Origin of the sequence: Afifella marina DSM 2698 (assembly GCF_900102695.1) — a bacterium.
GTDB classification, from domain to species: Bacteria; Pseudomonadota; Alphaproteobacteria; order Rhizobiales; family Afifellaceae; genus Afifella; species Afifella marina.
In genome coordinates this window covers 33,778-59,738 of the sequence record NZ_FMVW01000006.1, presented here as the reverse complement: position 1 = coordinate 59,738, position 25,961 = coordinate 33,778, and the positions used below count along the sequence as shown (strand labels likewise).

The 25,961-nt window shown below is 62.7% G+C and carries 19 protein-coding genes, 1 pseudogene and 1 riboswitch; of the genes and pseudogenes, 2 read left to right on the top strand and 18 right to left on the bottom strand.

What is annotated here, in order from left to right; genetic code table 11:
- Positions 1-105 precede the first annotated feature (105 nt).
- Positions 106-1,245 (top strand): ornithine cyclodeaminase family protein, encoded by a 1,140-nt coding sequence (locus BLP76_RS13090; protein WP_092814349.1) that lies wholly within the window; start codon positions 106-108, stop codon positions 1,243-1,245.
- A 162-nt stretch (positions 1,246-1,407) separates the two neighbouring features.
- On the top strand, positions 1,408-2,700 hold the full coding sequence (locus BLP76_RS13085; protein ID WP_092813923.1) for an NAD(P)/FAD-dependent oxidoreductase: 1,293 nt from the start codon (positions 1,408-1,410) through the stop codon (positions 2,698-2,700).
- Positions 2,701-2,760: 60 nt separating this feature from the next.
- Here the strand turns inward: BLP76_RS13085 and BLP76_RS13080 are convergent, their stop codons facing one another.
- From BLP76_RS13080 to BLP76_RS12995, 18 genes and pseudogenes are all read right to left on the bottom strand, one after another.
- Complete coding sequence (locus BLP76_RS13080) at positions 2,761-3,159, bottom strand: DUF779 domain-containing protein (protein ID WP_244514576.1); 399 nt, start codon at positions 3,157-3,159, stop codon at positions 2,761-2,763.
- A gap of 23 nt (positions 3,160-3,182) precedes the next feature.
- The gene (adhP, locus tag BLP76_RS13075) at positions 3,183-4,214 is read right to left on the bottom strand and encodes an alcohol dehydrogenase AdhP (protein ID WP_092813920.1); all 1,032 of its coding nucleotides are present in this window, start codon (positions 4,212-4,214) and stop codon (positions 3,183-3,185) included.
- A 78-nt stretch (positions 4,215-4,292) separates the two neighbouring features.
- On the bottom strand, positions 4,293-5,813 hold the full coding sequence (gene adh / locus BLP76_RS13070) for an aldehyde dehydrogenase (protein ID WP_092813917.1): 1,521 nt from the start codon (positions 5,811-5,813) through the stop codon (positions 4,293-4,295).
- 92 nt (positions 5,814-5,905) lie between these two features.
- A complete protein-coding gene (locus BLP76_RS13065; protein ID WP_092813914.1) occupies positions 5,906-6,928 on the bottom strand; it encodes a GAF domain-containing protein in 1,023 nt (340 codons plus the stop codon).
- A gap of 350 nt (positions 6,929-7,278) precedes the next feature.
- On the bottom strand, positions 7,279-8,007 hold the full coding sequence (thiQ, locus tag BLP76_RS13060) for a thiamine ABC transporter ATP-binding protein (RefSeq protein WP_092813911.1): 729 nt from the start codon (positions 8,005-8,007) through the stop codon (positions 7,279-7,281).
- Entirely contained in the window at positions 8,004-9,620 is a 1,617-nt protein-coding gene (gene thiP, locus BLP76_RS13055) for a thiamine/thiamine pyrophosphate ABC transporter permease (RefSeq protein ID WP_092813909.1), read from the bottom strand. Before thiP ends, thiQ begins: the two co-directional genes overlap by 4 nt.
- A 17-nt stretch (positions 9,621-9,637) precedes the next feature.
- Positions 9,638-10,705, bottom strand: a complete 1,068-nt coding sequence (thiB, locus tag BLP76_RS13050; protein ID WP_092813906.1) for a thiamine ABC transporter substrate binding subunit — start codon at positions 10,703-10,705, stop codon at positions 9,638-9,640.
- Positions 10,706-10,710: 5 nt separating this feature from the next.
- A riboswitch (TPP riboswitch) is annotated at positions 10,711-10,811 on the bottom strand.
- A 504-nt stretch (positions 10,812-11,315) separates the two neighbouring features.
- A pseudogene (locus BLP76_RS13045) lies at positions 11,316-12,268 on the bottom strand (IS630 family transposase).
- A 292-nt stretch (positions 12,269-12,560) separates the two neighbouring features.
- A complete protein-coding gene (locus BLP76_RS13040; RefSeq protein WP_092813903.1) occupies positions 12,561-13,433 on the bottom strand; it encodes an alpha/beta hydrolase in 873 nt (290 codons plus the stop codon).
- Positions 13,430-14,197 (bottom strand): 2,3-dihydro-2,3-dihydroxybenzoate dehydrogenase, encoded by a 768-nt coding sequence (locus tag BLP76_RS13035; protein ID WP_092813900.1) that lies wholly within the window; start codon positions 14,195-14,197, stop codon positions 13,430-13,432. Before BLP76_RS13035 ends, BLP76_RS13040 begins: the two co-directional genes overlap by 4 nt.
- The gene (locus BLP76_RS13030) at positions 14,194-18,120 is read right to left on the bottom strand and encodes a non-ribosomal peptide synthetase (protein WP_092813897.1); all 3,927 of its coding nucleotides are present in this window, start codon (positions 18,118-18,120) and stop codon (positions 14,194-14,196) included. Before BLP76_RS13030 ends, BLP76_RS13035 begins: the two co-directional genes overlap by 4 nt.
- Positions 18,117-18,374, bottom strand: coding sequence for a phosphopantetheine-binding protein (locus BLP76_RS13025; RefSeq protein WP_092813894.1), 258 nt, complete (start codon positions 18,372-18,374; stop codon positions 18,117-18,119). Before BLP76_RS13025 ends, BLP76_RS13030 begins: the two co-directional genes overlap by 4 nt.
- Entirely contained in the window at positions 18,371-19,021 is a 651-nt protein-coding gene (locus tag BLP76_RS13020) for an isochorismatase family protein (RefSeq protein ID WP_092814342.1), read from the bottom strand. The genes BLP76_RS13025 and BLP76_RS13020 overlap by 4 nt, the downstream gene beginning before the upstream one ends.
- A 5-nt stretch (positions 19,022-19,026) precedes the next feature.
- Complete coding sequence (locus BLP76_RS13015; protein WP_092813890.1) at positions 19,027-20,658, bottom strand: (2,3-dihydroxybenzoyl)adenylate synthase; 1,632 nt, start codon at positions 20,656-20,658, stop codon at positions 19,027-19,029.
- Complete coding sequence (locus BLP76_RS13010; RefSeq protein WP_200170560.1) at positions 20,658-21,869, bottom strand: isochorismate synthase; 1,212 nt, start codon at positions 21,867-21,869, stop codon at positions 20,658-20,660. The genes BLP76_RS13015 and BLP76_RS13010 overlap by 1 nt, the downstream gene beginning before the upstream one ends.
- Before the next feature lie 69 nt (positions 21,870-21,938).
- The gene (locus BLP76_RS13005) at positions 21,939-23,003 is read right to left on the bottom strand and encodes an ABC transporter substrate-binding protein (RefSeq protein ID WP_170130461.1); all 1,065 of its coding nucleotides are present in this window, start codon (positions 23,001-23,003) and stop codon (positions 21,939-21,941) included.
- Positions 23,004-23,035: 32 nt separating this feature from the next.
- Positions 23,036-23,692, bottom strand: coding sequence for an O-methyltransferase (locus BLP76_RS13000; RefSeq protein ID WP_092813884.1), 657 nt, complete (start codon positions 23,690-23,692; stop codon positions 23,036-23,038).
- 61 nt (positions 23,693-23,753) lie between these two features.
- Entirely contained in the window at positions 23,754-25,910 is a 2,157-nt protein-coding gene (locus tag BLP76_RS12995) for a TonB-dependent siderophore receptor (RefSeq protein WP_092813881.1), read from the bottom strand.
- Positions 25,911-25,961 lie beyond the last annotated feature (51 nt).

Below are 25,961 nucleotides of genomic sequence, written 5' to 3'. Positions count from 1 at the left end.
GTCTGCCGGCTTTCGCCTCTTCCTCTCTCCCTTCAATCCACCGTTTCTCGTCGCACGGTGCTGAGGCGCCTGCGCGACGCGAGCTCGAACGCAAGGACCAAACCGATGACCGGTCTGCCGAAAATCGATTTCCTCTACCTCTCCGAACAAGACATGATCCGGGCCGGCGTGACCGACATGCCCGCCTGCGTCGACTGCATGGAAGAGATGTTCGCCCTGCTTCATCAGGGAGATTACCGGATGGCCGGTCCCAACAGCGACAGCCACGGGGCCATGGTCGTCTTCCCGGAAAATTCGCCCTTTCCGAACATGCCGAAGCCCACGGCCGACCGCCGTTTTATGGCGATGCCGGCCTATCTTGGTGGCAATTTCTGCACCGCGGGCGTCAAATGGTATGGTTCGAACATCGCAAACCGCGACAAGGATCTGCCCCGTTCGATCCTCATGTTCACGCTCAACGATGCCGATACGGGAGCTCCGCTCGCCTATATGTCGGCCAATCTGCTTTCCGCTTACCGCACCGGAGCGGTGCCGGGCGTCGGGGCGCGTCACCTTGCGCGCAAGGATTCAAAAGTCGTTGGGATCCTCGGGCCTGGGGTGATGGCGCGCACCGCGCTTGCGGCCTTCATCGCCGCCTGTCCGAATATCGACACCGTTCGGGTCAAGGCGCGCGGGCAGAAGAGCCTCGATGTCTTCATCGCTTGGGTAAAAGAGCATTATCCGCAGATCACCAAGATCGAGATCGTGGACGATCTCGAGGCGGTCGTCCGCGATTGCGATATTGTCACCTATTGCGCCTCCGGTGAGGTCGGCGATCCGGAGACTTATCCGATCGTCAAGCGCGAATGGGTGAAGCCGGGCGCGTTCCTGGCGATGCCGGCCCTTTGCGAAATCGACGAAGCGATGAAAGCTCCCGACGTCCGCAAGGTCCTCGACAACACCGGTCTTTACGAGGCCTGGTACGAGGAGGTCCCGAAGCCCGCGCATCGCACCATCCCGGTGATCGGCGTGAAGTTCATGGATATGCTCGCCGAGGGCAGCATGAAGCGCGAGGAACTGGAGGATCTCGGCGCGATCGTCGCGGGCGATGCGCCAGGGCGGACCAACGATGAGGAGGTCATCCTGATGTCGGTCGGAGGCATGCCGGTCGAGGACGTGGCGTGGGGCACCGTGATTTACCGCAACGCGGTGGAAAAGGGCATCGGCCAAAAGCTCAACCTATGGGACGAGCCGGCGCTGCGCTGAAGCGCCTCCAACATATCCGCCCGCCATCGAATAAAGCTCTGCACGAAATCGAGGGACGTCGGCTTGCGGCGTCCCTCCGTGCGCGAGCGAGAGCGGGCTCATTGCGTTCGGCCGCTGCACGGGGATGAGCCCCGGCAATGGTCCCTCAGAAGGATATCCCCCATGGCCCCCACGATCACGCCGGTTGAAACGGCGCCGGGTTTCCCGCCTCGCACCAGCGTCGTCATTATCGGCGGCGGCATCGTCGGCCTGACGGCCGCCCTGACGCTCGCCGAAAAGAACATCCCCGTCGTCGTTTTGGAGAAGGGACGGCTCGCGGGCGAGCAATCGTCGCGAAACCTCGGTTGGGTCCGCAAGACGATCCGAGCTGCGCCGGACGTGCCGCTAGCGATCGCCGCGGATCGTTTGTGGGCAGAGATGGCAACCCGGGTCGGGGCCAATGTGGGCTATGGGCGCACCGGCATCATGTATCTCGACCGCACCGAAGCGGATGTGGCCGGGCATGAGGACTGGCTGAAATCGGTGAGCCATCTGTCTCTCGATTCGCGTCTCGTCACACCTTCAGAGATCGATGAATTGGTGCCGGGCGGTGAGGGCAAATGGGCGGGCGGCCTTTATACGCCGTCCGACGGCCATGCCGATCCGACTCTGGCTGCGAGCGCGATCGCGAAAGCCGCGATTTCAAAAGGCGCCGTCGTCGTGGAAAACTGCGCCGTGCGCACCTTGTCTTTGGAAGCGGGCAGGGTCGCCGGTGTCGTGACCGAGCGCGGAGAGATCCGCTGCGACCACGTCCTTCTCGCCGGGGGGCTGTGGTCGCGCCGCTTCCTCGGCAATCTCGGTATCAGCTTGCCCACCTTGCCGCTCGTCTGTTCGGCGTTCCGTTCTCCGCCGATGCAGGGGCCGTGCAAGATCGGCGTTGCCGGACCGGACTTCTCCTTCTGTCAGCATCAAGACGGAAGCTTCATCATGACCCAGCGCGCCGCGCTGATGGCGCCTTTGACGCTCGATCATGTGCTGATCGGCATGCGGTATCTGTCGCAGCTGCGTGGGAACCGCGGCATCGTGCGGATGAAGGTCGAGCGCGAAACGATCGACGATCTGAAACTTCCGCGCCGTTGGGGGCCTGCAGACGAAAGCCCCTTCGAAAAACGTCGCGTGATGGACCCGCCGACGATCTCCACTTTTAATCGAGAGGCGGTTGCCAATCTCGGTGCGGCCTGGCCGCTTTTTAAAGGTGTCGAGATAAAATCTGCCTGGGCCGGCACGATGGACATCACCCCGGACACCCATCCGGTGATCGGGCCTGTCGCCAGCATTCCGGGGTTGACTTTGGCGACCGGGTTCTCAGGCCACGGCTTCGGTACATCGCCCGCTGCAGGTCAGCTCGCGGCCGAGCTGGTGACCGGAGAGACGCCGATCGTTGATCCGGCTCCCTATCGCTTCGAACGGTTCTGAGCCCGGCGGGGAGGCGGAGACGTTTTTTGGATAGGCCTCGGAAATGCGGCCTTGGAAAGCCTAATGTTCGGCGTCTTCCGACGTCTTGCAGATCGTCGAGCGGATCAAAAAGCGGCGTTCGCGACCATTGTCCAAAGAGAACATGCCGCCCCGTCCCGCGACCACATCAAGGATGAGATCGGTATGCTGCCAGCGCTCGTATTGCGGACCGCTGATATAGAAGGGCATGCCGTCGATCTCGCCGAGTTTCACGTCGTTGTCGCCGATCAGAAACCCGTTCGTCGGGTAGCACATCGGCGAGGAGCCATCGCAACAGCCGCCCGATTGATGAAACAGGACCGGCCCGTGATCGGCAATGATCTCCCGCAGGAGCTTGCGTGCGGCTGGCGTTGCCGAGACTGAGCCCATCGCTTTCACCTTGCGGATTTCAAAGGGCAGGGCGGGAAGGTGGGGCAGCATTGCCGCCCCACCGAGCTAATATGTCAGGCGGCGATCTCGATGACCGCGCGGCCGTCGATCTGACCCTTGTGCATCTTCTCGAAGACGCTGTTGACGTCTTCCAGCTTCACCGGATTGACGATCGACTTGACCTTGCCGTGGCCGGCAAAATCGAGCGCTTCTTGAAGGTCGAGACGGGTTCCGACAATCGAGCCGCGAACCGTGATTCCTGCCAGGACCATGTCGAAGACGGAGATCGGGAAAGAGCCCGGAGGCAGACCGTTCATCGCGATCGTGCCACCGCGGCGGACCATGTTCTCAGCCTGCTCGAAAGCTTTCAAATTGACGGCCGTGACGAGAACGCCGTGCGCGCCCCCGTCCGTCTCTTTCTTGATCTTTGCTGCGGCGTCCTCCTTGGCCGCATTGGTTGTCAGCGTGGCGCCGAGATTTCGTGCGAGATCGAGCTTGTGATCGTCGATATCGACGGCGGCGACGTTGAAGCCCATCGCCTTGGCGTATTGGACGGCAAGGTGGCCGAGGCCTCCGATACCGGAAATGACGACCCAATTGCCCGGCCGGGCATCGGTCATCTTCAGCCCTTTGTAGACGGTCACGCCGGCGCACAGGATCGGAGCGATTTCGGTGAACCCGATATCGTCCGGAAGGTGCCCGACATAATTGGGGTCGGCCACCACGTATTCGGCAAAACCGCCATTCACCGAATATCCGGTGTTCTGCTGCGATTCACACAAGGTCTCCCAGCCGCCCACGCAATGCTCGCAATGCCCGCAGGCCGTGTAGAGCCACGGGATGCCGACGCGGTCGCCTTCCTTGACGCGTGTGACGCCCGCCCCGACACCCGAGACATAACCGACGCCTTCATGGCCCGGAATGAAAGGCGGGTTCGGTTTGACCGGCCAGTCTCCTTCCGCGGCATGAAGGTCGGTGTGGCAGATGCCCGATGCCTGGATCGCCACCTGGATCTGTCCTGGCCCCGGTTCGGGAACCGGCACCTCATCCACACTCAGCGGTTTGCCGAATTCGCGCACGACTGCGGCCTTCATGGTCTTCGCCATTGTCTTCCTCCCTTGGAATTTGTCTTGGAAAAGAAGCCCGGCGGCCCCCAAGTCGCCGGGCGCTCGTCGGTGGCTCGTTCAGAAAAAGCCGAGCTTCTTGGGGTTGTAGCTGACGAGCAGATTCTTCGTCTGCTGGTAGTGGTCGAGCATCATCGAATGGGTCTCGCGGCCGATCCCCGATTGCTTGTAGCCGCCGAAAGCCGCATGGGCCGGATAGGCGTGGTAGCAATTGGTCCAGACGCGTCCGGCCTGGATGTTGCGGCCGAAATGGTAGCAGCGGTTCATGTCGCGGCTCCACACGCCAGAGCCGAGGCCATAGAGCGTGTCGTTGGCGATATGCAGCGCTTCTTCCTCGTCCTTGAAGGTCGTCACCGACACGACGGGGCCGAAGATCTCCTCCTGGAAGATGCGCATCTTGTTGTTGCCGTGAAACACGGTCGGCTGGACGAAGTAGCCGCCTTCAAGCTCGCCGCCGAGATGGTTGCGCTCGCCGCCAACCAGAATTTCGGCGCCTTCCTGTTTGCCGATGTCGATATAGGAGAGGATCTTTTCGAGCTGTTCGCTCGATGCCTGCGCTCCGATCATCGTCTCCGGGGCGAGCGGATTGCCCTGCTTGATGGCCTTCACGCGCTCCAGTGCCCGCTCCATGAAGCGGTCGTAGATGGAGTGCTGGATCAGCGCCCGCGACGGACAGGTGCAGACTTCGCCCTGGTTGAGGGCGAACATCACAAACCCTTCGATGGCCTTGTCGAAGAAATCGTCGTCTTCCGCGCACACGTCGTCGAAGAAGATGTTCGGCGATTTTCCGCCAAGCTCCAGCGTCACCGGAATGAGGTTCTGGCTGGCATATTGCATGATCAGCCGGCCGGTCGTCGTTTCGCCGGTGAAGGCGATCTTTGCAATGCGGTTGGAGGAGGCGAGGGGCTTGCCGGCTTCGAGCCCGAAGCCGTTGACCACGTTCAGCACGCCTTCAGGCAGAAGGTCGCCGATGACGTCCATCAACACCATGATCGAGGCGGGCGTCTGCTCGGCCGGCTTCAACACCACGCAATTGCCCGCGGCGAGCGCCGGAGCGAGCTTCCAGACCGCCATGAGAATCGGGAAATTCCACGGGATGATCTGGCCGACGACACCCAAGGGCTCGTGGAAATGGTAGGCGATCGTTTCGTGATCGATTTCGGAGAGCGTGCCTTCCTGCGCCCGCACACAGCCGGCGAAATAGCGAAAGTGATCGATCGCAAGCGGCAGATCCGCGGCTTTCGTTTCCCGGATCGGTTTGCCATTGTCCCAGGTCTCGGCGGTGGCGAGGAGATCGAGATTCTCCTCCATCCGATCGGCGATGCGATTGAGGATGAAGGCGCGCTGAGCGACGTTGGTCTTGCCCCAGGCGTCTTTCGCCGCATGGGCGGCATCCAGCGCCGCCTCGATATCGGCCGCATCCGAGCGCGCGACCTCGCATAGCGATTTGCCGGTGATCGGCGTGACGTTGTCGAAATACCGTCCCGACTTCGGCGCTACCCATTTGCCGCCGATGTAATTGTCGTAACGCGTGGCGAAAGGCAGCCGCGTTTCGCCGAACGGCCGTTCCAGTTGATCCATTGCTGTTCTCCCTAAGCGGGCGCTCTTGGCGAGAGAAAAGCGTTTCCTCTCGGGCGCCCTGGACAGCAGGATCGATGGCGCCTGGAGGCTTGTCAGCCCCCGTCATGCGGGAGAGAGGCTGTATCTGTCGCAGGAATGCGACAGGGAGCCGCGGGATCTTGTGTCGCCGCCTCCAGCCGTTTTGCGCCGAGTTTGCGATGGAAGGTCGCGCGCGAAATGCCGAGGATGCGCGCCGCCGCGGAGACATTGCCGCCGGTGCGGGCAAGAGCGCGGGCAAGAACAGCACGTTCCGCATCCTCCAAGCTCTCCAAGCCGGGGATGCTCAGGAGATCGGAAGCCGGCACCGGCGCCTTGGCGAGATTGCCTTTGATCCCCAATGCCATGCGCGCGCTGTAGGATGCACCAACGGCGAGGTCGTCGGCATTCACGGCGACGAGCGCCGCCGGATTGTGCTCCAGTCCCGAGACGGCAAGGATCCGCGTATGCGCAAAGGTGCGGCGGAAGGCTTCCGCTTCGATCCGCCGTGCCGCTTCGCGCACGCTGAGCGCAATCAGCCCGGCGAAGGTCTCGGTGAGATCTGTGCGGCAGGAGGAGACGTCGAGAACACCGGCGAGTTCGCCGTTATGGTCATGGATCGGTGCCGCCATGCAGCCGAGCGCTCCGTTGCGGGCAAAGAAGTGCTGGTCGCGGTGCACGGTGACTGGGCGGCGCTCGATGACGCAGGTGCCGATGCCGTTAGTGCCTTCCGTTGCCTCGCTCCACAGCGCACCCGGCCATAATCCCCAATCCTCGAAGGTCGCATCGTCGCCGGCCTCGCCACGACGCTCAACCGGCACGCCGTCGCTGTCGGCAAGGAGCACGCAACACCCTGCCGCGCCGACGGCGCTGAAGAGCTGATCAAGACTGGCTTCGGCAGCACGAATCCATGGCTCCATCCTCTCGCGCACCAGGGCGAATTCGCTCGGTGTCAGCCGATGAGGCGGATGCCTGTTGGCCGGGTCGAGCCCATAGAGACGCGCCGAGCGGCTCCAGGACGCGACCATCGGCGATTGCGCGGCAGCCCCGGCCGCGATCGCAGAGTGAACCACATCGACGTGGGCACAAGTCTCGGACATCCCAAGTTTCCTCCCATGGGGTTTCGATGCGCCTGGGCCAGTTTTTGTATTCGGCTTGTTTAGGCACATCGTCCGATTCTAGGTTCTTGCGTTCTCCTTGTGTATTTAGAGATACGACTAGGGCAATCGCCTGACTGCGCCTGTTATGATTGTTGTGGCGTATCGTATTTTGTAAGACGAGAGTATTCGATGAATGTGGCCGCAAACGCAAGAGAGGGCAAAATGCGTATGGGGAGCGTTCGCTGCCATCCAAGAACGACGTGCCGACTTGTCGCTTCGATCTGCCCCGTCTCGTCTGCGGCCCCGGCACGCTTCTGCCTAGCCTGACGCCGCATAGCAGCATGCCGCGTTTACGCGAGGGCGCGTGTTCCAAGATAGCGCTCCACGGCGGCGATGCCCGAGGCTGAGAGGGTTTCCTCGGTCGGCCCAACGGTGACGAAACGCCCCTTGTCGAGGAAGGCGACCTTGTCGGCGAAGCCCAGGGCATCCTCCGGATGATGTGTCACCATCAGCACCGTCATCGTCCCCGCCTGACGCCGCAGATCGCGCAACAAGGCCAGCATGTCGCGACGCAGCGCGGGACCGAGCGCGGCAAACGGCTCGTCCAGCAGCAGCAGAGGACGCTGGCGCACAAAGGCGCGCGCCAGCGCGACCCGCTGGCGTTCGCCGCCGGACATCTCCCCCGGCTTTCGGTCTTCGAAGCCCACGAGGCCGACAGCCTGCAGCGCCTCTGCCGCGCGCTGCCGCTCGGCCGGGCTCAGCCGCAATCTCGGGGATATCCCGAGCCCCACATTCTGCACGGCGCTCAAGTGGGCAAAGAGATTGTTCTCCTGAAACACGAAACTGAGCGGGCGTTGCGAGGGTGGCACGCCCCTCATGTCGGCGCCGGAGATCGTCACCCGGCCGCGCTCGGGTGTCAGAAAACCGGCGATGATGTCGAGAAGTGTCGATTTGCCGGCACCGCTCGGGCCGATGATCGCCAGCCATTCGCCAGGCGCCACGGTGAGGTCGAAGCGCATCGGCGCGCTGTCATAGGTGTATTCAAGGCCGTCCAAGACGAGAGCGGGCTTGGCGATCATCGGCCTTCCTCCGGGCGAAATCCCCGCTCGGCGAATGCCATCAGCGCGAGGCACAAAGCCCCGAGCAGCAGCGCCAGTCCGGCTGCGTCGGCTGTGCGATAGCTGCCCATGCGCTGCAGCAGCAGATAGGGCAGGGTGACGAAATCCTGACTGCCAAAAAGCGCCATCGCGCCGAGATCGCCGAGGGAGAGGGCGAGCGCAAAGGCAAAGGAGAGAGCCAGGGGCGCTTTCAGCGCGGGCCATTCGACATGGCGCAGCCGCGCCAGCCCGAAGAGGCCGAGGCTCTCGGCAAGGCGATCGTGTCGCTCGGCCGAGGTGGCAAGCGCCGGTGCGAGAATTCGCACGATGAACGGCATCGCCATCACGGCATTGGTGGCGATGACGACGAAGGGCGCCGCCGCGAAAACGTCGGTCACCCGTCTCAGCAGAAGAAACCAGCCGGCGCCGATGACGATCGGCGGCACCACGAGCACGAGGCTGCCCGACAGCTCGAAGAGCCCGCGCCAGGCTGCGTGCCGCCTCGAAGAAGCCGATCTCGCCAATGCCTGTCGTGCCAGGAGGAGAGGCGTGGCGAGCAAGAGAGCGAGTGTCGCTGCCGCCAGCGCCACGACGCCGCTGGTCATCGCGGCCCGCTGGACGTTTGGATCGGCCAGCAATGCGACCAGATCGGAGCGCAGGCCGGCAACGATCGTGGCGATGAACGGAGAGAGGACGAAGGCGATCCCCACGGCCAGAACCGCAAGATCGAGCACCCGAACGAACCCCTGGGCAGGATCGTAGCGCCGCGCCCGCCGCCCGAGTGTGAAGCCGCCGGGCGTTGTCTCGCCAAGCCGCAGCGTGACGGCGAGCGCCAGGGCGGTTAGCCCGATCTGTATCAGTGCCAGGAAAACCGCGAGACCCGGATCAAAATCGTAGCGCAGCGCCTGATAGATCGCGACTTCCAGGGTGGTGGCGCCCGGTCCACCGCCGAGCGTGAGGACCAGCGTGAAGCTGGTGACGCAGAGCATGAAGATGAGGCTCGTGGCGCCGGGCAGCGCGGTGCGGATTGCCGGCCATTCGAGGAGGCGGAAGGTGGTCAGCGGCGTGAGAGAAAGCTGCCCGGCGAGCTTCCAGCTTTCCGCCGGCACGCCGTCGAGTGCGGCGACCATCAGTCGGGCGGCGAGCGGGAGGTTGAAGAAGGTGTGGGCGATCAGGATTCCGGACAGCCCATAGACGTTGAGGCGACCAAAGCCGAGGGTGGCGACCAGATCCGAGACGACGCCGTTGCGGCCCCACACCGCGATGATTGCCAAGGCGCCGACCAGAACCGGCAGGGCTTGCGGCAGCAGAAACAGACGCAAGACGAGCCCGCGGCCAGGAAACCGCGCCCTGTGCAGGGCGACTGCAAGCGGCAGGGCGCCGATCACGGCAAGTAGGGTGGAAAGTGCAGCCTGTTCCAGCGTGAACAGCACCACGCCGCGCAAATAGCGGTCCGATGCCAAGGCAAAAAGGTTCGGCGTCCGATCGGCCTGGGCGAGCAAGGCGAAACCTGCGCCGCCCAAGAACACGGCGAGCGCGGCAACGGCCGCCAACCCCGCCGCGACACGCCAGCGTCGATCGGTCGAACCTGTCATTTGGCGCGCTGAGAGCCTCAGCGGCCGAGCGCCTGCAGCCATTCCTGCGTCCAGGCGCGTCGGCTGTCGGCCACGGTTTGGGGATCGAAGGAAAGGGTCTTGTCCGGGGTCACCAGCTCCTTAAAGGCGTCGGGCAGCGGCGAGGCGGTCGCTGCGGCCGGCAGCATCCAATTGGTGGTCGGCAGCACGTCCTGCGCCGCGGGCGAAATCAGATAAGCGAGGAAGTCGCGGGCGAGATCGGGGTGATCGGAGCTTGCGATACGGCCGGCGACCTCGATCTGGATGTAATGACCCTCATCGAAGGCTGCCGCGCGGTAGCGGTCGCTCTCCTCCTCGATCACATGATAGGCGGGCGAGGTGGTATAGCTCAGAACCATTGGGACCTCGCCGCTCGTCAAGAGCCCATAGGCTTCGCTCCAGCCGGGCGTCACCGTCAGGATACGCTTGGAGAGCTCCCGCCATTTTGCCTCGGCGCTGTCGCCATAGACTTTCTTCATCCACAGAAGCAGCCCGAGACCCGGTGTCGAGCTGCGAGGATCTTCGATGGCGATCTTCTCTTCCGGATTGCCGCTGACCAGCTCCTCCAGGCTTTGCGGAGGCGCACCGATCGCCTGGCTGTCGTAGACGACGGCGAACCAGCCATAATCGTAGGGTATGAACACCGGATCGGAAAAGCCGCCGGGGACGTCGACCGCAGATGTGTCGGCGCCATGCGGTGCGAAAAGCCCGGTCGCCTTGGCCTCAGCGATCAGGTTGGTGTCGAGCCCGACCACCACATCCGCCGATGTCGAAGCACCTTCGAGCTTCAAACGGTTGAGGATCGCAACGCCGTCCTCCAACCCGACCCATTTCACCGTGCAGCCGCAAATCTTCTCAAAACCTGCCTTGATCTGCGGCCCCGGTCCATAATCGGCTACGAAGCTCTCATAGGTGTAGACCGTCAGCGAGGGCTTATCCTCCTCAGCCGCGGCGGGTGCGGCTGCGCCAAAGACAATCGCGGCGACGGCCGAGACTACGAAAATGGAAGGGGATTGCAGCGAGCCCAAGGGCGCCTCCTTGTCGTTTGAAAGCGGGAAGGGGCGCATTCGCGGCAACGAAAGCTCTCCATCCCTCCGCCGGTACGAGCCGGATCAGGTTCAGCGGGTTGGCGGATAAGCCTCTCAGCCCTTTTGGGCACCCCGTGTGAGCATCTTCAGACGTAGTGGATATGCGCCGGCCCGACAAGCATCGCTGCGGCCCGTCCGCGGGCTATTTCACAATGAACTCGAGGGACAAAGCGGATCCGATCATCCAGCCGCTGGATGCGGCGACCGACTGCCTTGGCGTAGCAAGCGGGAGGTGTGCGCCGTCGGTCGATCTCTGCGGACGTGACCGGGAGATGGTTTCCAGTCGCCACGTTAAGAGAGACGCATAACCGCTTGATTTTCCGTTGAAAAAGGCTGGTAGCGGAGGAGGGACTTTGTTCAGTATTGTCAACATACTTTGCAATGCTGAATCAAAGTATTTATTTGTACGCGTCTCTCGTATCCGGTTGTATATGAGATATGTCTGTACGTGTCAACCATGAGTACTTAGTAGGGATGTCTGGTAGACTTACGAAGACCGTCGACGCGCCGGGCCCTGCCGGTGAAGGGGAGGTGTGTCAGACTGCGCCGTTCGTACCAAGCCGCGCCGCCGATGGTCGCCTAGAGCGTTTCACGTTTTGACGGAAACGTAGCCGGCGTTTTGGAGGTAGTTGGTGCACTCTTCTGGCTTGATGGATTGCACGAGGGCACCGATGTGGCGCCATGTGTCTTCGATTGAACGCTTCTGGGCTGCCCGCATCCAATGCTTGATTTTGGCGAAGGCCTGCTCGATCGAATTGAGGTCTGGCGAGTAGGGCGGCAGGAAGCGCAAACTGGCGCCAGCGGCTTTGATGATCGTCTGGCGCACGGCAACGGATTTGTGGCTGCCCAGATTGTCCATGACGACGATGTCGCCAGGCCGGAGGGTGGAAAGGAGCACCTGCTCGACATAGGCACCGAACGAGGTGCCGTTGATCGGCCCGGCGAAGACGCATGGTACGGTGAGCCCGTCGCAGCGCAAGGCGCCGATGAAGGTCAGCGTGCGCCAGTGCCCGTGCGGAGCAAAGCCGCGCACACGTTGGCCTCTCGGACCCCAGCCTTAGAGGGGTGCCATGTTCGTCTTGATCCCGTTCGCCGGGTGATCGATCCACTGGATCGATCACTTTTCCGTCTCACCGTCGATGAAAACCAGGCGCGCAGGATCGAGACGATGTTGCCCGGCCCGCCATCGTCGCCATCGGCGGGCGACGTGGGCCCGGCCCTGCTCAACGGCGAGCAGCGTTTTTTTGAAGCGCAGCCCCTCGCGCCGCAGGAACAGCCACACCGCATTGTGCGAGACACGAACGCCGCGACCGGCCAGCTCGTTCTTCAGGCCATGCAACGTCAGATGCGGGCTCTCCGCCAGCCGCTCCACGATGAAGCTCCGATACGGCTCCAAGACACGTTTGCGATGCCCGCCAAGCTCGTCGGGCTCCAGAGAGCCCGTAGCTTGGTAGCGCTGCGACCACTTCACGACCATGAGACGGAGACACCAAAGCGCTCAGCAACCGAGCGACACGTCTGGCCAGCCAAAACAGCGCCCACGACACGTTCACTAAGATCCTTGGAAAAAGGTCAGGTCATGCGATGCTGGCCTCCGCCTGACCTGCATCTTGAATCATAAACTGCCCCGAACGGGAATCCCTCAAGATTCCTTCAAACGCTGAAACGCTCTAAGCGACGGACGTCTGGCAGACGGCGAAATCCACAGCCACGTCCCCGTCTACGCTCAGCCGCATATCCACCGGATCTGAGCACTGCGGGAGCTCGTCCCGGGCCGCAATCGCCGGGGCTTGAGCTGTTTCTGTGCAGCCCCTCATCGTGCTTTTAAGGTTGGTCAGTCTCTTTGCTTTGTGAAAATGAAACGCAGCGCACGGGCGAGGCTCGCTGCCAGGACGCTTGCATGGTCCTCGTCGGGATAAGTCTCGAAGAGGGCTGGAAAGATCGCGGCCGAGTTCGTTAGGCGATCGCCGAGTTCGCGAAAATTGCTCACCATGCGGCGCTCGTGACGGATCGAGGTATAACGCGGCGATGCGAGAGCAGTGCGCTGCCACGGGGCGAGTTCCTCTTCCCATTCTCCAATCGCGGCGTAAAGGGAGCCGGCCGCCCCGATCGCGGGAAGTGCCGCCATCAGATGTGCGCGGTTCCACCAGATCGATGGGCTGATGGCGATGGAGCCGAAATAGCGCCTGGGTTCGTGGGTCAATCTGTCGAGCACGAAGAAGCCGGCAAGAGAATGCCCGAAAAGCACCGATTTCACCGGATCGATCGGAACGACGCTGGCGACATAGGACGCGACGGTCGTTTGAAGAAATTGTGCAAAGACAGACGCCCCACCAAATCTCGCTTCGTGCGGACGTAGGAACGGATCATGGGCTGGAGGGCCTTCGGTGAGATCGAAGTAGCGGTAGAGATCACGCTCCTGCTCGGGAAAGCCGATCCCAGCCACGACAAGAGGAGGAACGCCAGTGGCTGCGGGCCTGCGCGAAAGTCGCCGAATCGTCTCTGCAACGAGCAAGAAATCTGTATCGGCATCAAGGAGAAAGAGGGTCGGATAGCCCGTCACGGGTGATGGCGCGTCCGGGCGATAGAGGAAGATATTGTAGGCTTGGCCTTCGTTGGAGACGAGGCGGCAACGGCTGCAACCGTCTGCCCGAACCGGGGTGGCGGAAACCTGCGGCGGATCCCAGGCGTGTTGTTCTCGTTTCATGACGTCAGCGTCGCGCCGCCGTCGACATAGAGATTGGCAAGCGCGATATGACCTGCCTCTTCGGAAAGAAGGAACAGGACAGCGTGGGCGATGTCCTCAGGCGTTGCAAGCTTCTGCAAAGGGATGCCTGTCCGATAGGTATCGAGTGCGCCGGCGATGACTTTCTCCTCGCTGTTGCCTCCGACCCAAAGGCTTGTTTGCATGGGGGTTCGCGTAGAGCCCGGTGCGATGACGTTGCAGCGGATGCCGAAGGGAGCGAGTTCCAGCCCGAGGCACCGCGTGAACATGGTCGCCGCTGCTTTCGATGCGGCATACGCCGCCATGTTCTGGCGTGGTATGCCAGCGGCGTTGGAGCTTACGGTCACGATCGTGCCAGACCTTTGCGGTTTCATGATCCGTGCGAGTGCGCGGCCGAGGTGGAAGACGCCGGACGTGTTGACAGCAAAGATGCGCGCCCATTCCTGGTCATTCGTTTCGGCGACCGGCGCGAAGCCCAGAACACCCGCAACGCTCACGCCGAAATCGATCCCGTCATGGGTCTCGGCGACCTCGTTCACCAGAGCGTCGACGGCATCGCTCCGCGTGACATCGAGCTGCCGCGCACAAAGGCCTTCGGGCGCGTTTCCAACAAGTGGGGCGATGTCTATATCGGTGGCGATGACATGTGCGCCGCTCGCAATCAGAAGACGGGTGACCGCAAGGCCAATCCCTCCAGCAGCACCGGTGACAATGGCGGTCCGCCCGGCTATCCCGCTCAGGTTCATGGTCGGTTTTCCTTTGCCGGCACGAAGATATCGAGCCATTGGCTCATGACGGGCACGATCTCGGTGAGCGCCTCTGTTCCCGTCATGTGCGCATGGATAGCCGCTACGTCATGGACGGTGACGTTCAGGGCGTAGGGCCGCCATGTTTGGGGATCTAGCGAGCGCTGGCCCGGCGTTTGCGTGGCGCGGAAATGCAGGATCTGTCCGCGGAAGAGCTCGTGGCGGTGTTCACGCACCAAGCGGTTATTGAGACCGACCACCCGCACCATGCCGTCGAGGGCCTCGGCGGGAAGCTGCCCGAGCGGGCTACCGCTTTCCGTGAGAAAGGCCGTCACCGCCTCGCGCGTCAGCGGCAGATCGGGAAGCGCATCCGGGTCATGGCCCCCGATGGCGAGAAGCGCCTTCAGCTCCGCACCCGGCCCGGGGTCGGGTTCGTCGCGCCAGCAATCGGCGGGATAGGAATCGAGCATGACGACGAAATCGACAGACATGCCTATTGCCTGGAGGCGAACCGCCACCGTTTGCGCGAGGATGCCTCCGACCGACCAGCCGCCGAGTGCGACCGGACACCCGCCCGTCAGAAAAGCGATGTGTTCGGCGTAACGCTGCGCCATAGCCTCGAGCGAACGCGGTGCGGGCATGTCGGGGGAGAGGGCCTCCGCCTGGAGCCCCCAGACCTGATGGCACGGTGCAAGTGCGCGGGCGAGGCTGCCATAACACCATGAGATTCCGCCGGCCGGGTGGATGAGAAAGACGAACGGACAGTCTTCCGCTGCGTCGGACAGCTTCAAAAGCGGCTGGAGGCCGCCATGATCCTCGTCGCCTGCGTCGAGAGTGGCGGCAAGACGTGCCACTGTTGGATGCTCGAAGAGTGTTCCGAGACCGGGGTCGCGGCCAGCTATCTCACGTAGATGCAGCATGAGCTCGACCGCGAGGAGCGAATGGCCGCCGAGATCGAAGAAATTGTCATGTGCAGATACTTCACTCTCAAGGCTGAGAACACGCCTGAAAAGCATGGCAACAAGCCGTTCCGTTTCCGTCTCTGGCGGGCGCCCGCGCCCGCCTTTACGTGGCGGGGCCGGGAGCGCCTTGCGATCGAGCTTGCCGGCCGTGGAAAGAGGCAACTCCTTCACGATGAGGATCGCAGAAGGCAGCATATAATCGGGCACCTGCTCCCGAAGAAAATCGGACAGCTGCTCAGGCCCTACCGCGTCGCGAAGGGTGGCATAAGCGATGATGCGCGGATCGTTCGGCTCGTCCTCCCTCAGAACGGCGACAGAGTGCAGAACGGCCGGATGGGCAGTAAGAGCCGTCTCGATCTCACCGAGCTCGATGCGCAGGCCGCGCAGCTTCACCTGATGGTCGCTGCGACCGAGATAGACGATTGCTCCGTCTTCGCGAAGTCGCGCCAAGTCGCCCGTCACATACATGCGCTCACCCGGATGGAATGGATCAGGAATGAAGCGTTTGTTCGTCAAATCCGGTCGGCCGAGATATTCCCGGGCAAGCTGGCGTCCGGCAATGTGGAGATGCCCTTCAACGCCCGGCGGCACCGGGCGAAGATGGCGGTCGAGTACATAGAGGCGCGTGTTCCAGACGGGCCTGCCTATGGGGACCGGGGCGGAGCTGTCGTTTGCGACTGCCGGCCAATAACTGACGTCGACGGCGGCTTCTGTCGGTCCGTAAAGGTTGTGGAGTTCCGCAACGATGTGCTGGTGAAAGCAGTCGCGGAGATCGGCGGTGAGTTCCTCACCGCTGACGAAGACGCGGCGCAGTTTGAGGCCGGAAGATTTCGGTTCGGCAAGGAACGACATGAGCATCGACGGCACAAAGTGCATGGTGGTCACACCGTTGGATCGCACGAGGTCGATAAGTGCGACTGGATCCTTGTGGGTTTCCGGCGGAGCAACGGCCAACGTCCCTCCGTTGAGGATGGACAGGAAGAATTCCCAGACTGAGACATCGAAGGTCATGGGTGTCTTCTGGAGAACGACGTCGTCTGCTGCCATGCCGTAAGCGTTGGCCATCCATTCGAGACGGTTGATGATCGCGCCGTGCTCTACGGCGACGCCCTTCGGTTCTCCGGTCGAACCGGAGGTGTAAATGACATACGCCAGGTCCCCCGGCGCGACTTCGGGCAGAGAGCGACCGGTCCGCCGTCTGGGCCAGGAGGAGGGCGGCATGGTCGTCACAGACCCGAGATCGCTTCTTCCGTCTGTAAGGAGGGCGACAGGGCAGGCCGAAGCCATGATCCTCTCAAGCCGCGCGCGGGGCTGTGTGGCATCGAGCGGCAGATAGGCGGCGCCCGCGCGCAGGATCGCGAAAAGAGCGATGACGAGCTCGATTGACCGTGGCAAGGCGACCGCGACGAGGCGATCGCGTCCGGCCCCGGCGTCGATCAGCCGTTCTGCCAGGGCTCCGCTCCTCTCGTCCAGTTCCCGATAGGTGAGGGAGGTCGCGCCGAAGCGTAGCGCCTCCTTGTCGGCAAAGCGGGTAAAAGCCGTCTCGATCGCTCCCGTCAGTGTTCCGGTCGCGACCGGGTGAGCGGTATCGTTGAGAGTCGAGACGAGCCATTCGTGCTCCGACGGCAGGACAGTCGCCACCCCCTTCAATCTCTGGCCAAGGCGCGACGCGCGGAGGCCCTCGCGGATGAAGTTGGCAAGGCGTGCCGCGTGCGTCTCGCATTCGCCGGGTCCCCAAAGGTTAGGGTTCGTGTCGATCTGGAGTGCGAGACGGTTTCTCGGATCGCCGCGGAACGAAATGGTGATGTCGTCCACCGGTCCTGTTCCAAGTGGGGTGAGCGCAGTCTTTACTCCCTGGAGCCGCGGGTTGGCGTCGAAGGGCAGAATGTTGACGAGTGGACCGTAGAGCCGATGCTGTGCTCCTGAGAGGCCGAGATCGCGCCGGATCCATTCCTGGCGGTAGCGGCCGTGCCGGCGTGCCTGCACCATGCGAATGGTTGCGTCCTGCAGCCATTCGACGAGAGAGACGTCCTCTTGGACCGGCAGGCGGAGAGGCAGGATATTCATGAGCATTGTCGGTACTCGAGCGGCTCGTGAACCGAAGCGACCCATAAAGGCGAGACCGAGAAGGGCTTCGTCGCTGGTCGTATGACGCGCGTAATACGCGCCCGAAAATGCCGTCAGAACGTCCGGCCAGGGGAGGCGATGTGCCTGCTCGAGCGCTATGAGATCTGCGCAGACAGTCTCGTCCAGAAGGATTTCGGCGTGGTCGTAGCGTCTCGCCGTCCGGGCTGCGCCGGATTTCATCCCCGTGACGCTGTCCAGCTCCGCAAGCGTTTCTTTCCAGAAGCTGCTGTCGGTGTCCCGCTGGGTCGAGCCGCGATAAGCGCGCTCCGTATCGAGCGCGCGAGCCAGAGAGGAGAGCGGCCGCCCGTCGGGAATGCCAGAGATGGCGCTGTTGTAAAGCTCAGCGACGCGCGCTGTCGCAAGCTGGGTTGCAAAGCCATCAGTGACGATGTGGTGCAAGCGCTGGTACCAAAGAAAGCTCTCGGTGCCGAGCTTGTACAGACGTTGGCACACCGGCGCATCATGCGCGAGATCGAGCGGGCGATCCATGTCTGCGGCGATGCCGGTATGCGCGGCGCGGCGCGGCTCAGGATCGTTCGAACAATCGATGATCTCGAGATGGAGACCGTTCCCTTTCAGGGCTTGGTGCTCGTGGTCGAGAACGCGCACTCTGAGTGCATCTGCTTCTTCGCCGAGGCCGGTGATGGCTCGAGCGAAGGCGGCTACGTCCAATGGCCCGTCTATCTCCACGATCTGGCCGGTATTGAAGATCGGGTTTTCGGGATCGAGCGCTTGAGCGAACCAGAGCGCGCTGGCGGCCTCCGTCAAAGGCACGATCTGGGAGGAGCCGCCGATCTCCTCTGGGTCCGCGGAACGGGCGATCGACCGATTCATGCGGCGGCCTCCCTTTGCCGATGAAGATGGCGTTCGGAGACCGCCCACCATCCCGAAAGCGTCACCTCTTCGGCGAGCTCGGAAAAATCGAGCGTTACGCCACGTTCCTGCCAGAGGAGGACGAGGTTCAGAGCGCGCATCGAGTCGAGCCCGAGATCCATGAGGTTGTCGTCGTCGCCCACTTCCTCGGGCTGCGTGTGAATCGCGGCCGCGATGTCGGCGCGCATCATCTCTCGCGTGAAAAAGACGCTCATGCTGCGATCCTTTGCGTGAGTGTGCCTTCGAGGCCCTCCACGGTTGCGAGCATCCCGCAGGTGCTGGCGATATAGTCGAGTGCCTGCATGTGATGGGGGCGGGAGAAATCGGCGAGGCCGTCGGCCACGAAGAACGGCTGGATGTCGCGCTGGAAGGCCTCGGCGGCTGTCAGCATGCAACCGATATGGGCATAGACGCCGCAGATGATGAGTTGGTCACGGCCGCGGGCCCTCATCAAAGCTTCCAGCGTCGAGCGCTGGAAGGCGCTGTAGCGATGCTTGTGAAGCACAATTTCGCTCGGACCCGGGGCGATTGCATCGTGAATTGCTTCGTGTTCGGCGCTCCGATCCATCCCAGGCCCCCAGAGGTCCGCCTGCAGACCGCGGTCGCGGCGATCCTGGCCTCCCTGTTGGGCCGTATAGAATACGGGAAGGCCGGCATGACGGCAGATGCTACGAAGACGCGCGATATTGTCTATGAGCGGTTTGAACGGCGCCGCGCGATGGTCGAAGGGACGTAAAAAATACGCCTGCATGTCATGGATGAGAAGGGCGGCGCGCGCCGCTTCGACTTTCCAGCCAAGCCTGGAGCCAGGCAGCTCGTCTCGTCCAGGCAGCTCGTAGGATGCGATCGTCGGCAGTCCCATCGTCATCATTCCCCTTGCGATGTTTGCAGGTACTGATCGCGGAGCCGTCGTCTCAGCTCCGCGCGGCTCACCTTGCCGACCGCCGTGGTGCTGAAATCTTCCAACAGCACGATCTGATCCGGCACCTTGAAATCGGCGAGGCCTCGCTGGCGCACGAAGGCCTTGAGCTCGATCACGCGCGGCGGTTCTCCTTCGGGAATGATGAAGGCACAGCTGCGCTCGCCGAGATGCGGATCGGGCAGGGAGACGACGGCGGCGTCGAAGACGTGCGGATGGGCGAGGAGATGGTCCTCGATCTCCTCGGCGGAGACCTTTTCACCAGACCGGTTGATGTGGTCGACGGCGCGGCCTTCGACGACGAGGTAGCCATCGGCGGTTTGCCGGACGATGTCTCCGGTGCGATAGAAACCATCCGCTGTGAAGGAGATCGGATTCGCTTCCGGTTCATTGTGGTAACCGCGGATCGTATAAGGTCCTCGCGTCAGAAGGTGGCCCGAGCTGCCTTCCGGTACGGGCTCGCCCGACTCGTTCACGATGCGGATTTCGTCGTCGGGGGAGATTGGTCGCCCCTGCGTTGCCACCACCAGCTCTTCCGGATCGTCGAGGCGCGTGTAGTTGACGAGCCCCTCAGCCATGCCGAAAACCTGTTGCAGCTTGCAGCCGAGCGCCGGTCCGAGCCGACGTGCCGCCTCTGGTGTCAGCTTGGCACCGCCGACCTGAACGACTTCGAGGCTCGAGAGATCGCGCTCACTCGATCTGGCTGCACGCATCCAGGCGAGTGCGAGCGGCGGCACAAGGCCAGTGATGGTGACACGCTCTTCTTCAATGAGTTGAAATGCCGTTTCCGGTGCGGGCGAGGAGGCCATCACCACGAGGCTTCCGGCATAGAGTGCGCCGAACGTGCCTGGCGAGCTCATGGGGAAGTTGTGGGCCGCCGGAAGGGCGCAGAGATAGACGCTTTCCGGTGTGAGACCGCAGATCTCGGCGCTGGCGCGAAAACTATAGATATAATCGTCGTGAGTTCGTGGAATGAGTTTCGACAAGCCCGTGCTTCCTCCTGAGATTTGGAGGAAAGCAACGTCGGATGGGCTCGCGGTATGGGTCGGATGCTCCGGCCCCGGCGTCTCGTCGAGAGAGAAGAATTCCTGACTATCGCCCAGGATCATGATCCGGCGAAGCTGCGTGGCGGCGGCAACGTTGCGGGCAAGTTCCCGGTAGTCGAACTTCCCGAAACGGTCGATCGTAAGGTATCCCGCGGCCTCCGACCTCCGCACGAAATGTGCGATCTCTGCTTCGCGGTGCGCCGGCAGAGCGAAGACGGGGACGATGCCGGCGCGGAAGAGACCGAACACAATCGATAGGAAAGAGGGGACGTTGGGAAGCTGCACGACGATGCGCTCACCCGGCCGGAAGCCGAGCGCGTGTACGCTCGCTGCGATGGCTTGGGTGCGTGCAAAAAGCTCAGCGTAGGTCCAGCGTATTTTGACGCCGTCGCGGCTGCCGACGACAGCTGGGCAATCGGGGTGGAGGTTCGCTTTCTCGGTGAGAAGGTCTGACATTGTCTCGCCGCGCCAGTAGCCCTTGCGGCGATAGCGGTCTGCCAGTTCTTCTGGCCAGACCTGACGGAGAGGCAGCATCAACCGATCCTCCGCTCCACGTCTTCGCCCTCAAGGCCGAAGGCGTGGAGCATGGCGGAAAACTTCGCAGCAGTTTCGGCAATCTCCCCTTCGGCGGTTGAGCCCGGAACGATGCCTGCACCTGCGTAGAGGCGGGCCTCCTCTCCCCGGATCTCAGCGCAGCGGATGGAAACGAACCAGCGACCGTCCCCAGAGGAGTCGCACCAGCCGACCGCGCCAGCGTAGAAGTCACGGTCGTAGGGCTCGAGAGCGCCGATCGCGGCATGGGCCGCTTGTCGCGGCAGACCGCAGACGGCTGGCGTCGGATGAAGCAGTGCGGCAAGCTCGGCGCAGCTTGTCGCCGGGTCGCGCAGACGGCCAACGAGGCGCGTGCCGAGATGCCAGAGACTTGCCGTGGCGCGTAAGGTTGTGCCGCCCGGTGCCGATAGCTCGCTGCAATAGGGCGACAGCACGTCCATGATAGCTTGCACGACGAGGGAGTGCTCGTGTTGATCCTTGGCGGAGGAGAGAAGATGTTCACCGGCCGCGCGGTCTTCTGCAGGATCTTGTGACCTGGGCGCAGAGCCTGCGAGCGGATGCGAGACGATGCGGTGTCCACGTTTGTCGAGCAGAAGTTCCGGCGTTGCGCCGATTAGAATGCGCTTGCCGTCTTTGTCGGGAAGAGCCGTTATGAAGACGGAGGCACTCGCATCGCTTGCCAGCCGGCGCAGCAATTCGCCGGCCGAGAAGGAGCGGCCAGCGCGGACCTTGAGGCAACGGGACAGGACAAGCTTGTGAAGGCCCGACGATGTATCGTCCAGTGCCCGGATGGCGGCATTCACGGCCTCGCCAAAAGCATCTGCCGTCGGTTCCGGAGTGACGGAGATGACGGGAACGCGCATGAGGGGCGCGGAGGCCGTGGCTAGGCCTGGAATGCCTCCAACCTCATGATCTCCCTGGACACGCAGCATGCGAGCCGGCTGGACGAGATGGGCCGAATGAGCCGGATCGAAAGGAATTGCGCCGACGAGGATGCCCGGCCTGTCCCCGTGCTCGGCGAAATGGCGATCCACGCGCGCTGAAAAGCCATCGAGGGGGCCGGCGGCCAGCTGGTGTTTGGTGCCGTAGGCGAGCATGGTCTCATCCGCCATCTTGAGGATGAAGCTCGGCTGTTTTTCCGCCGCGGACTCGCTCGCCGGAACGATGTTCGCCAAAGCCGCAATCATGTCCATCAAGATCTCCTCTTCAATGACGCTCGCTCGTCCCGCCGCGGGCGCGACACGCGCAAAGCTTCGGTATTCTCAGTCTGTCCAGTAGTGGCCCTCGAGCTTGATCGCGCTCATCCGGTTGAGGGCGTCCCGGCTGGCTTCCACGTCGAGATCGGAAAAAATCTCCGGATGGATCCAGCGTGCCATCAGCTCGAGCGCGAGGATGTCGAGAACAGGGTCGAACAGCTGCTTGGCCATGCCGTGGACGCGACCGTTGCGCACGGCAGGAAGCTCGGAGAAGCCGGGTCGTGCGAGGAGGCGCCGCATCGCATCCTCCGTCCTGTCCTCGGAGATGCCGCTGCCGATGACGAGACCGCCGCGGCTCGCCATGTAGGCGCCCCCCGTGGCGATATAGACATCGGGCTCGGAGACGACGACATGCTCAAGCAATATCTGGCCGAAGGGCCGCTCGCCCAGCACGTCTCCGATGTTTTTTGCGTGGAGGAGCGTGATGAAGCGGCCAAGATTGCCTTCGCCGGGGGAATTGCAGCAAGGCTCCTGATATGAGGCGTGGGTCTCAATGTAGACCTTTGGCTTGCTGAGGCCGTCGCTTTCGGCAATTCGGTCGCGGATCATATCCAGGTGCCGGGTGCGGAAGGCGGTGACGGAATTGGCCGCCGGCTCGCGACCGATGGCCTGTCCGATGATCTTGAGGCTTCGATCCGTGTTGCCGAGGGGATCAGTCAGGAAATCGACGAAGGCCACCGGAATGCCTGCTGCATGAAGCTGATCGATCTGGCGCTGCGAGGCTCTTGAGAAAACCGAGAGGAGAACAAGGTCGGGTTCGGCTGCGATCATTGGCTCGACGGCCATGTCCTCGTTGTTGCCACTGACCTTGGGAAGCTTCGCGATGCTCGGAAAACGTGCCCTGAGCTGTGCGTATTGCGCCTGTCCGAGACGGTTCACGTCGTGCGGCCAGCCGGCGAGCAGTTCGACTGGATCAGATGTCAGAAAAGAGAGGGCGATAATCATGCGTGCATCGTCGACGACGACATGGCGCGCTGGCCTTTCCAGCGTGACCTCGCGTCCCTTGATGTCGGTGAAGACGATCTCGGCATGCGCGGGAGTCTGGAGGGCCGTAATGACAAGTAGAGCCAAGCCAAAGGCTCGAAAGAGTAATGGACGGCCTTTCATGTACGCCGCCTGACGAAAGTGGTGCCGTCGCCGAACGGGATGAGCGACATGTCGACCCGGGCGTCGTCACGGATCTTCAGGTTGAGGCAGCGGAGTGCCAGAGTGTCGGTGGCGTTGTCCTCCGGATCGGCGACGGAGCGCCCCCAGAACATGTTGTCGAAGACGATGAGTCCACCCGGCCGCACGAGACGCAGACAGAGCTCATAGTAGGTGTCGTAATTCGCCTTATCGGCATCGATAGTGGCGAAATCGAAGGAGGCCTCGCCGCCTTCCGCGAGAAGGAGCCTGAGGGTCTCCGTCGCATCCCCAAGCTTCAAGGTGATGCGTTGGGCGAGTCCGGCCTCTTCCCAATATCGACGGGCTATGGCAGTCCACGCTGGGCTGTTGTCGCAAGCGACGAGCTCGCCGTCTTCGGGCAGGACGGCCGCCACGCTGAGCGCGCTGTAGCCGGTAAAGGTTCCGACCTCCAGGACGCGCCTTGCGCTGATCGTCCTGGCAAGCAGTGCTAGAAGCTGGCCGGCCGCTGGGGTGGTTGCCATATGGCCGTTTGGCAGGGCGAGTGTTTCTGCGCGAAGCCGCTTCTGGATCTCGGTCTGACGCGTGCCGACCTCGACGACATAGGCGCGGATCTGATCCTGAGTGATATGCTGCATCGGGGTCTCTGTTGGCTGAAAAGAGGAAGGAGCGGATAAGCCCAACCCTCCATCCGAAAGTTCACCAGGTGTATTTGAGCCGCGCATAGGCCGTGCGCCGGGTCCCGTAGAAACAGGAGATGGAGCTGCTGCACGAGGAGACGTATTCCTCGTCGAGAAGGTTCGTGACGCTGAGGCTGAGCGACACGTCGTAAGGCGTGCGGGCGGACAAATCGTAGTCGGCCGCGACATCGACCAGCGTCACCGGGTCGACGGTGAAGCTGTTGTCGTCGGCACCGTAGGTCTCGCCCTGGTAGCGGACACCGGCCCCGAGACCGACTCCTTCCAGAGCGCCCTTCTGGAAGGTGTAATGTGCCCAGGCGGACGCAGCGTGTTCGGGGACGAGGGCAGGGGTGTTGCCGACGTCGGCCGCGACGGCACTCTCGGTGATCTCCGCGTCGATATATGTGTAGGCGCCGGTCAGATCCCAGCCGTTGTCGAGGCTGAGCTTGGCCTCCAATTCCACGCCTTTGGAATGCACTTCGCCGGTCTGCAGATAGTAGCCCGGATTGGCCCGATCGCTGGAGACGGCGTTCTCCTGGCGCAGATCGTAGACGGATGCCATGAGGAAGCTGTCAAAGCCTTCCGGCTGGTACTTGATGCCGACCTCGTACTGTTCGCCTTCGACAGGATCCAAGACCGTCACATTGCCACCGTTGATGCCAAGCCCTGACGGCGGTTCAAAGGATGTCGAGTAGCTTGCGAAGGGCGCAAGCCCGTTGTCGAAGAGGTAGGTCGCGCCGAGGCGTCCGGTGAAGGCCGTGTTCTGCTGATAGCTTGAGGAAACACTGCCGTTTGCGATGGTCACCGTGTCGGTGTCGATCGAATAATCGTCGTAACGACCGCCGAGGGCGATGTTCAGGCGTCCGATCTCGATCAGATCCTGCAGGTAATATCCGAGCTGCTCGGTTTCCTGGTCGGTGTCGGTGGTATAGGCCGGGATCGCGATGTCGATCCCGTATTCCGGGCTGAGGTAGTCGATCGTAGGTGCCGCGCCCGTACCCATCAGCCGACTCGCGCTGACATACTGGTAATCGACGCCGCCGAGCAGGCTGTTCTGGAAGGGGCCGACGGCAAATTCAGCTGCAAGCTGGTTGTCGATGGCGAAGGTGTCGACCTCTTCGTCCAGATGTGCGGCGAGCCGGGTGATCGTGGTGTCGGCGATGCTGCGCCCGGTCATGCCGAGATGCTCGCTGTCGATATGCGTATAGCGGAGGTTCTGGCGAAAGGTGAACACCTCGCCGAGCTCCTGGCTGAACTCGTACCCGGCGCGTGCGACCGTGCGCTCGTAGGTATCGAAATTCGGATCCCCGACGTTGAAATCGTCCGGAATGTCAGGGTAGCCGTTGTTGGGCACAGCCGTACCAAGGGACGGCAGGTAGCTCGGATAGGCGCTCTTCGGATCCTGCGTGTAATTGAAGAGGAGCGTCAGATCCGTGCCGGGCGTCGGGCGGAAGGTCAGAGACGGCGAGACGGAGATGCGCTCTGATTCCACGTCGTCCCAACGGGTCTCGTTGTAGCGGCCGGAAGCGACGAAGCGATAGAGCAGGGTGCCGTCGTCGGTGATCGGCCCGCCGAGATCGATCCCGGCCTTGCCGTACCAGTCTGAACCCGCCGTCAGCGTCACCTCGTGGATCGGCTCCTCCGTCGGCTTCTTCGAGACGAGATTGACGAAGCCGCCGGGAGACATCTGTCCGTACAGCACCGAAGCAGGCCCCTTGAGCACTTCGATCCGTTCAAGATCGTAGACATCAACGGTCGGCTGCGAGAACGAAATGCCGCGCAGGAGACGAAGCCCGTCGAGATACTGGACGAAGTTCTGGTAGGCGCCGAAGCCGCGCACCGGCACGATGTCGTAACGGTCGTTGGGGCGCAGATCCGCCTGCACGCCCGCCGTGTAGCGCAGCGCCTCGTTGATGGTTTGCGCACCCTTCTGCTCGAATTCCTCGCGATTGACGACGGAGATCGCCTGCGGCGTCTCGATCAGGAGCTTGTCCGTCTTCGTCGCCGTTTCGGCCCGCATCGGAACGAAGCCCTTATCCGTCTCGACCGTTCCGCCCTCGACGACAATCTCTTGCAGCGGGATCGCGTCCTGCGCCAGCGCAGCATCGGCCGCCATCAGGCCGAGCGTGCCCGCCGACGCCATCAGAAAATGTCGAAATCCTGCCCCAGGAACCATTCCATACTCCAACAATCTACCGCCTCCCCATGGCGGGATCCCCCTGATGAT

Excerpts from the sequence above, each read along its gene's own strand:
- BLP76_RS13090 (WP_092814349.1), top strand. The coding sequence starts at position 106 with ATGACCGGTCTGCCGAAAATCGATTTCCTCTACCTCTCCGAACAAGAC.
- BLP76_RS13085 (WP_092813923.1), top strand. The coding sequence starts at position 1,408 with ATGGCCCCCACGATCACGCCGGTTGAAACGGCGCCGGGTTTCCCGCCT.
- BLP76_RS13080 (WP_244514576.1), bottom strand. The coding sequence starts at position 3,159 with ATGCTGCCCCACCTTCCCGCCCTGCCCTTTGAAATCCGCAAGGTGAAA.
- adhP (WP_092813920.1), bottom strand. The coding sequence starts at position 4,214 with ATGGCGAAGACCATGAAGGCCGCAGTCGTGCGCGAATTCGGCAAACCG.
- adh (WP_092813917.1), bottom strand. The coding sequence starts at position 5,813 with ATGGATCAACTGGAACGGCCGTTCGGCGAAACGCGGCTGCCTTTCGCC.
- BLP76_RS13065 (WP_092813914.1), bottom strand. The coding sequence starts at position 6,928 with ATGTCCGAGACTTGTGCCCACGTCGATGTGGTTCACTCTGCGATCGCG.
- thiQ (WP_092813911.1), bottom strand. The coding sequence starts at position 8,007 with ATGATCGCCAAGCCCGCTCTCGTCTTGGACGGCCTTGAATACACCTAT.
- thiP (WP_092813909.1), bottom strand. The coding sequence starts at position 9,620 with ATGACAGGTTCGACCGATCGACGCTGGCGTGTCGCGGCGGGGTTGGCG.
- thiB (WP_092813906.1), bottom strand. The coding sequence starts at position 10,705 with ATGCGCCCCTTCCCGCTTTCAAACGACAAGGAGGCGCCCTTGGGCTCG.
- BLP76_RS13040 (WP_092813903.1), bottom strand. The coding sequence starts at position 13,433 with ATGAAACGAGAACAACACGCCTGGGATCCGCCGCAGGTTTCCGCCACC.
- BLP76_RS13035 (WP_092813900.1), bottom strand. The coding sequence starts at position 14,197 with ATGAACCTGAGCGGGATAGCCGGGCGGACCGCCATTGTCACCGGTGCT.
- BLP76_RS13030 (WP_092813897.1), bottom strand. The coding sequence starts at position 18,120 with ATGAATCGGTCGATCGCCCGTTCCGCGGACCCAGAGGAGATCGGCGGC.
- BLP76_RS13025 (WP_092813894.1), bottom strand. The coding sequence starts at position 18,374 with ATGAGCGTCTTTTTCACGCGAGAGATGATGCGCGCCGACATCGCGGCC.
- BLP76_RS13020 (WP_092814342.1), bottom strand. The coding sequence starts at position 19,021 with ATGGGACTGCCGACGATCGCATCCTACGAGCTGCCTGGACGAGACGAG.
- BLP76_RS13015 (WP_092813890.1), bottom strand. The coding sequence starts at position 20,658 with ATGCTGCCTCTCCGTCAGGTCTGGCCAGAAGAACTGGCAGACCGCTAT.
- BLP76_RS13010 (WP_200170560.1), bottom strand. The coding sequence starts at position 21,869 with ATGGACATGATTGCGGCTTTGGCGAACATCGTTCCGGCGAGCGAGTCC.
- BLP76_RS13000 (WP_092813884.1), bottom strand. The coding sequence starts at position 23,692 with ATGCAGCATATCACTCAGGATCAGATCCGCGCCTATGTCGTCGAGGTC.
- BLP76_RS12995 (WP_092813881.1), bottom strand. The coding sequence starts at position 25,910 with ATGGTTCCTGGGGCAGGATTTCGACATTTTCTGATGGCGTCGGCGGGC.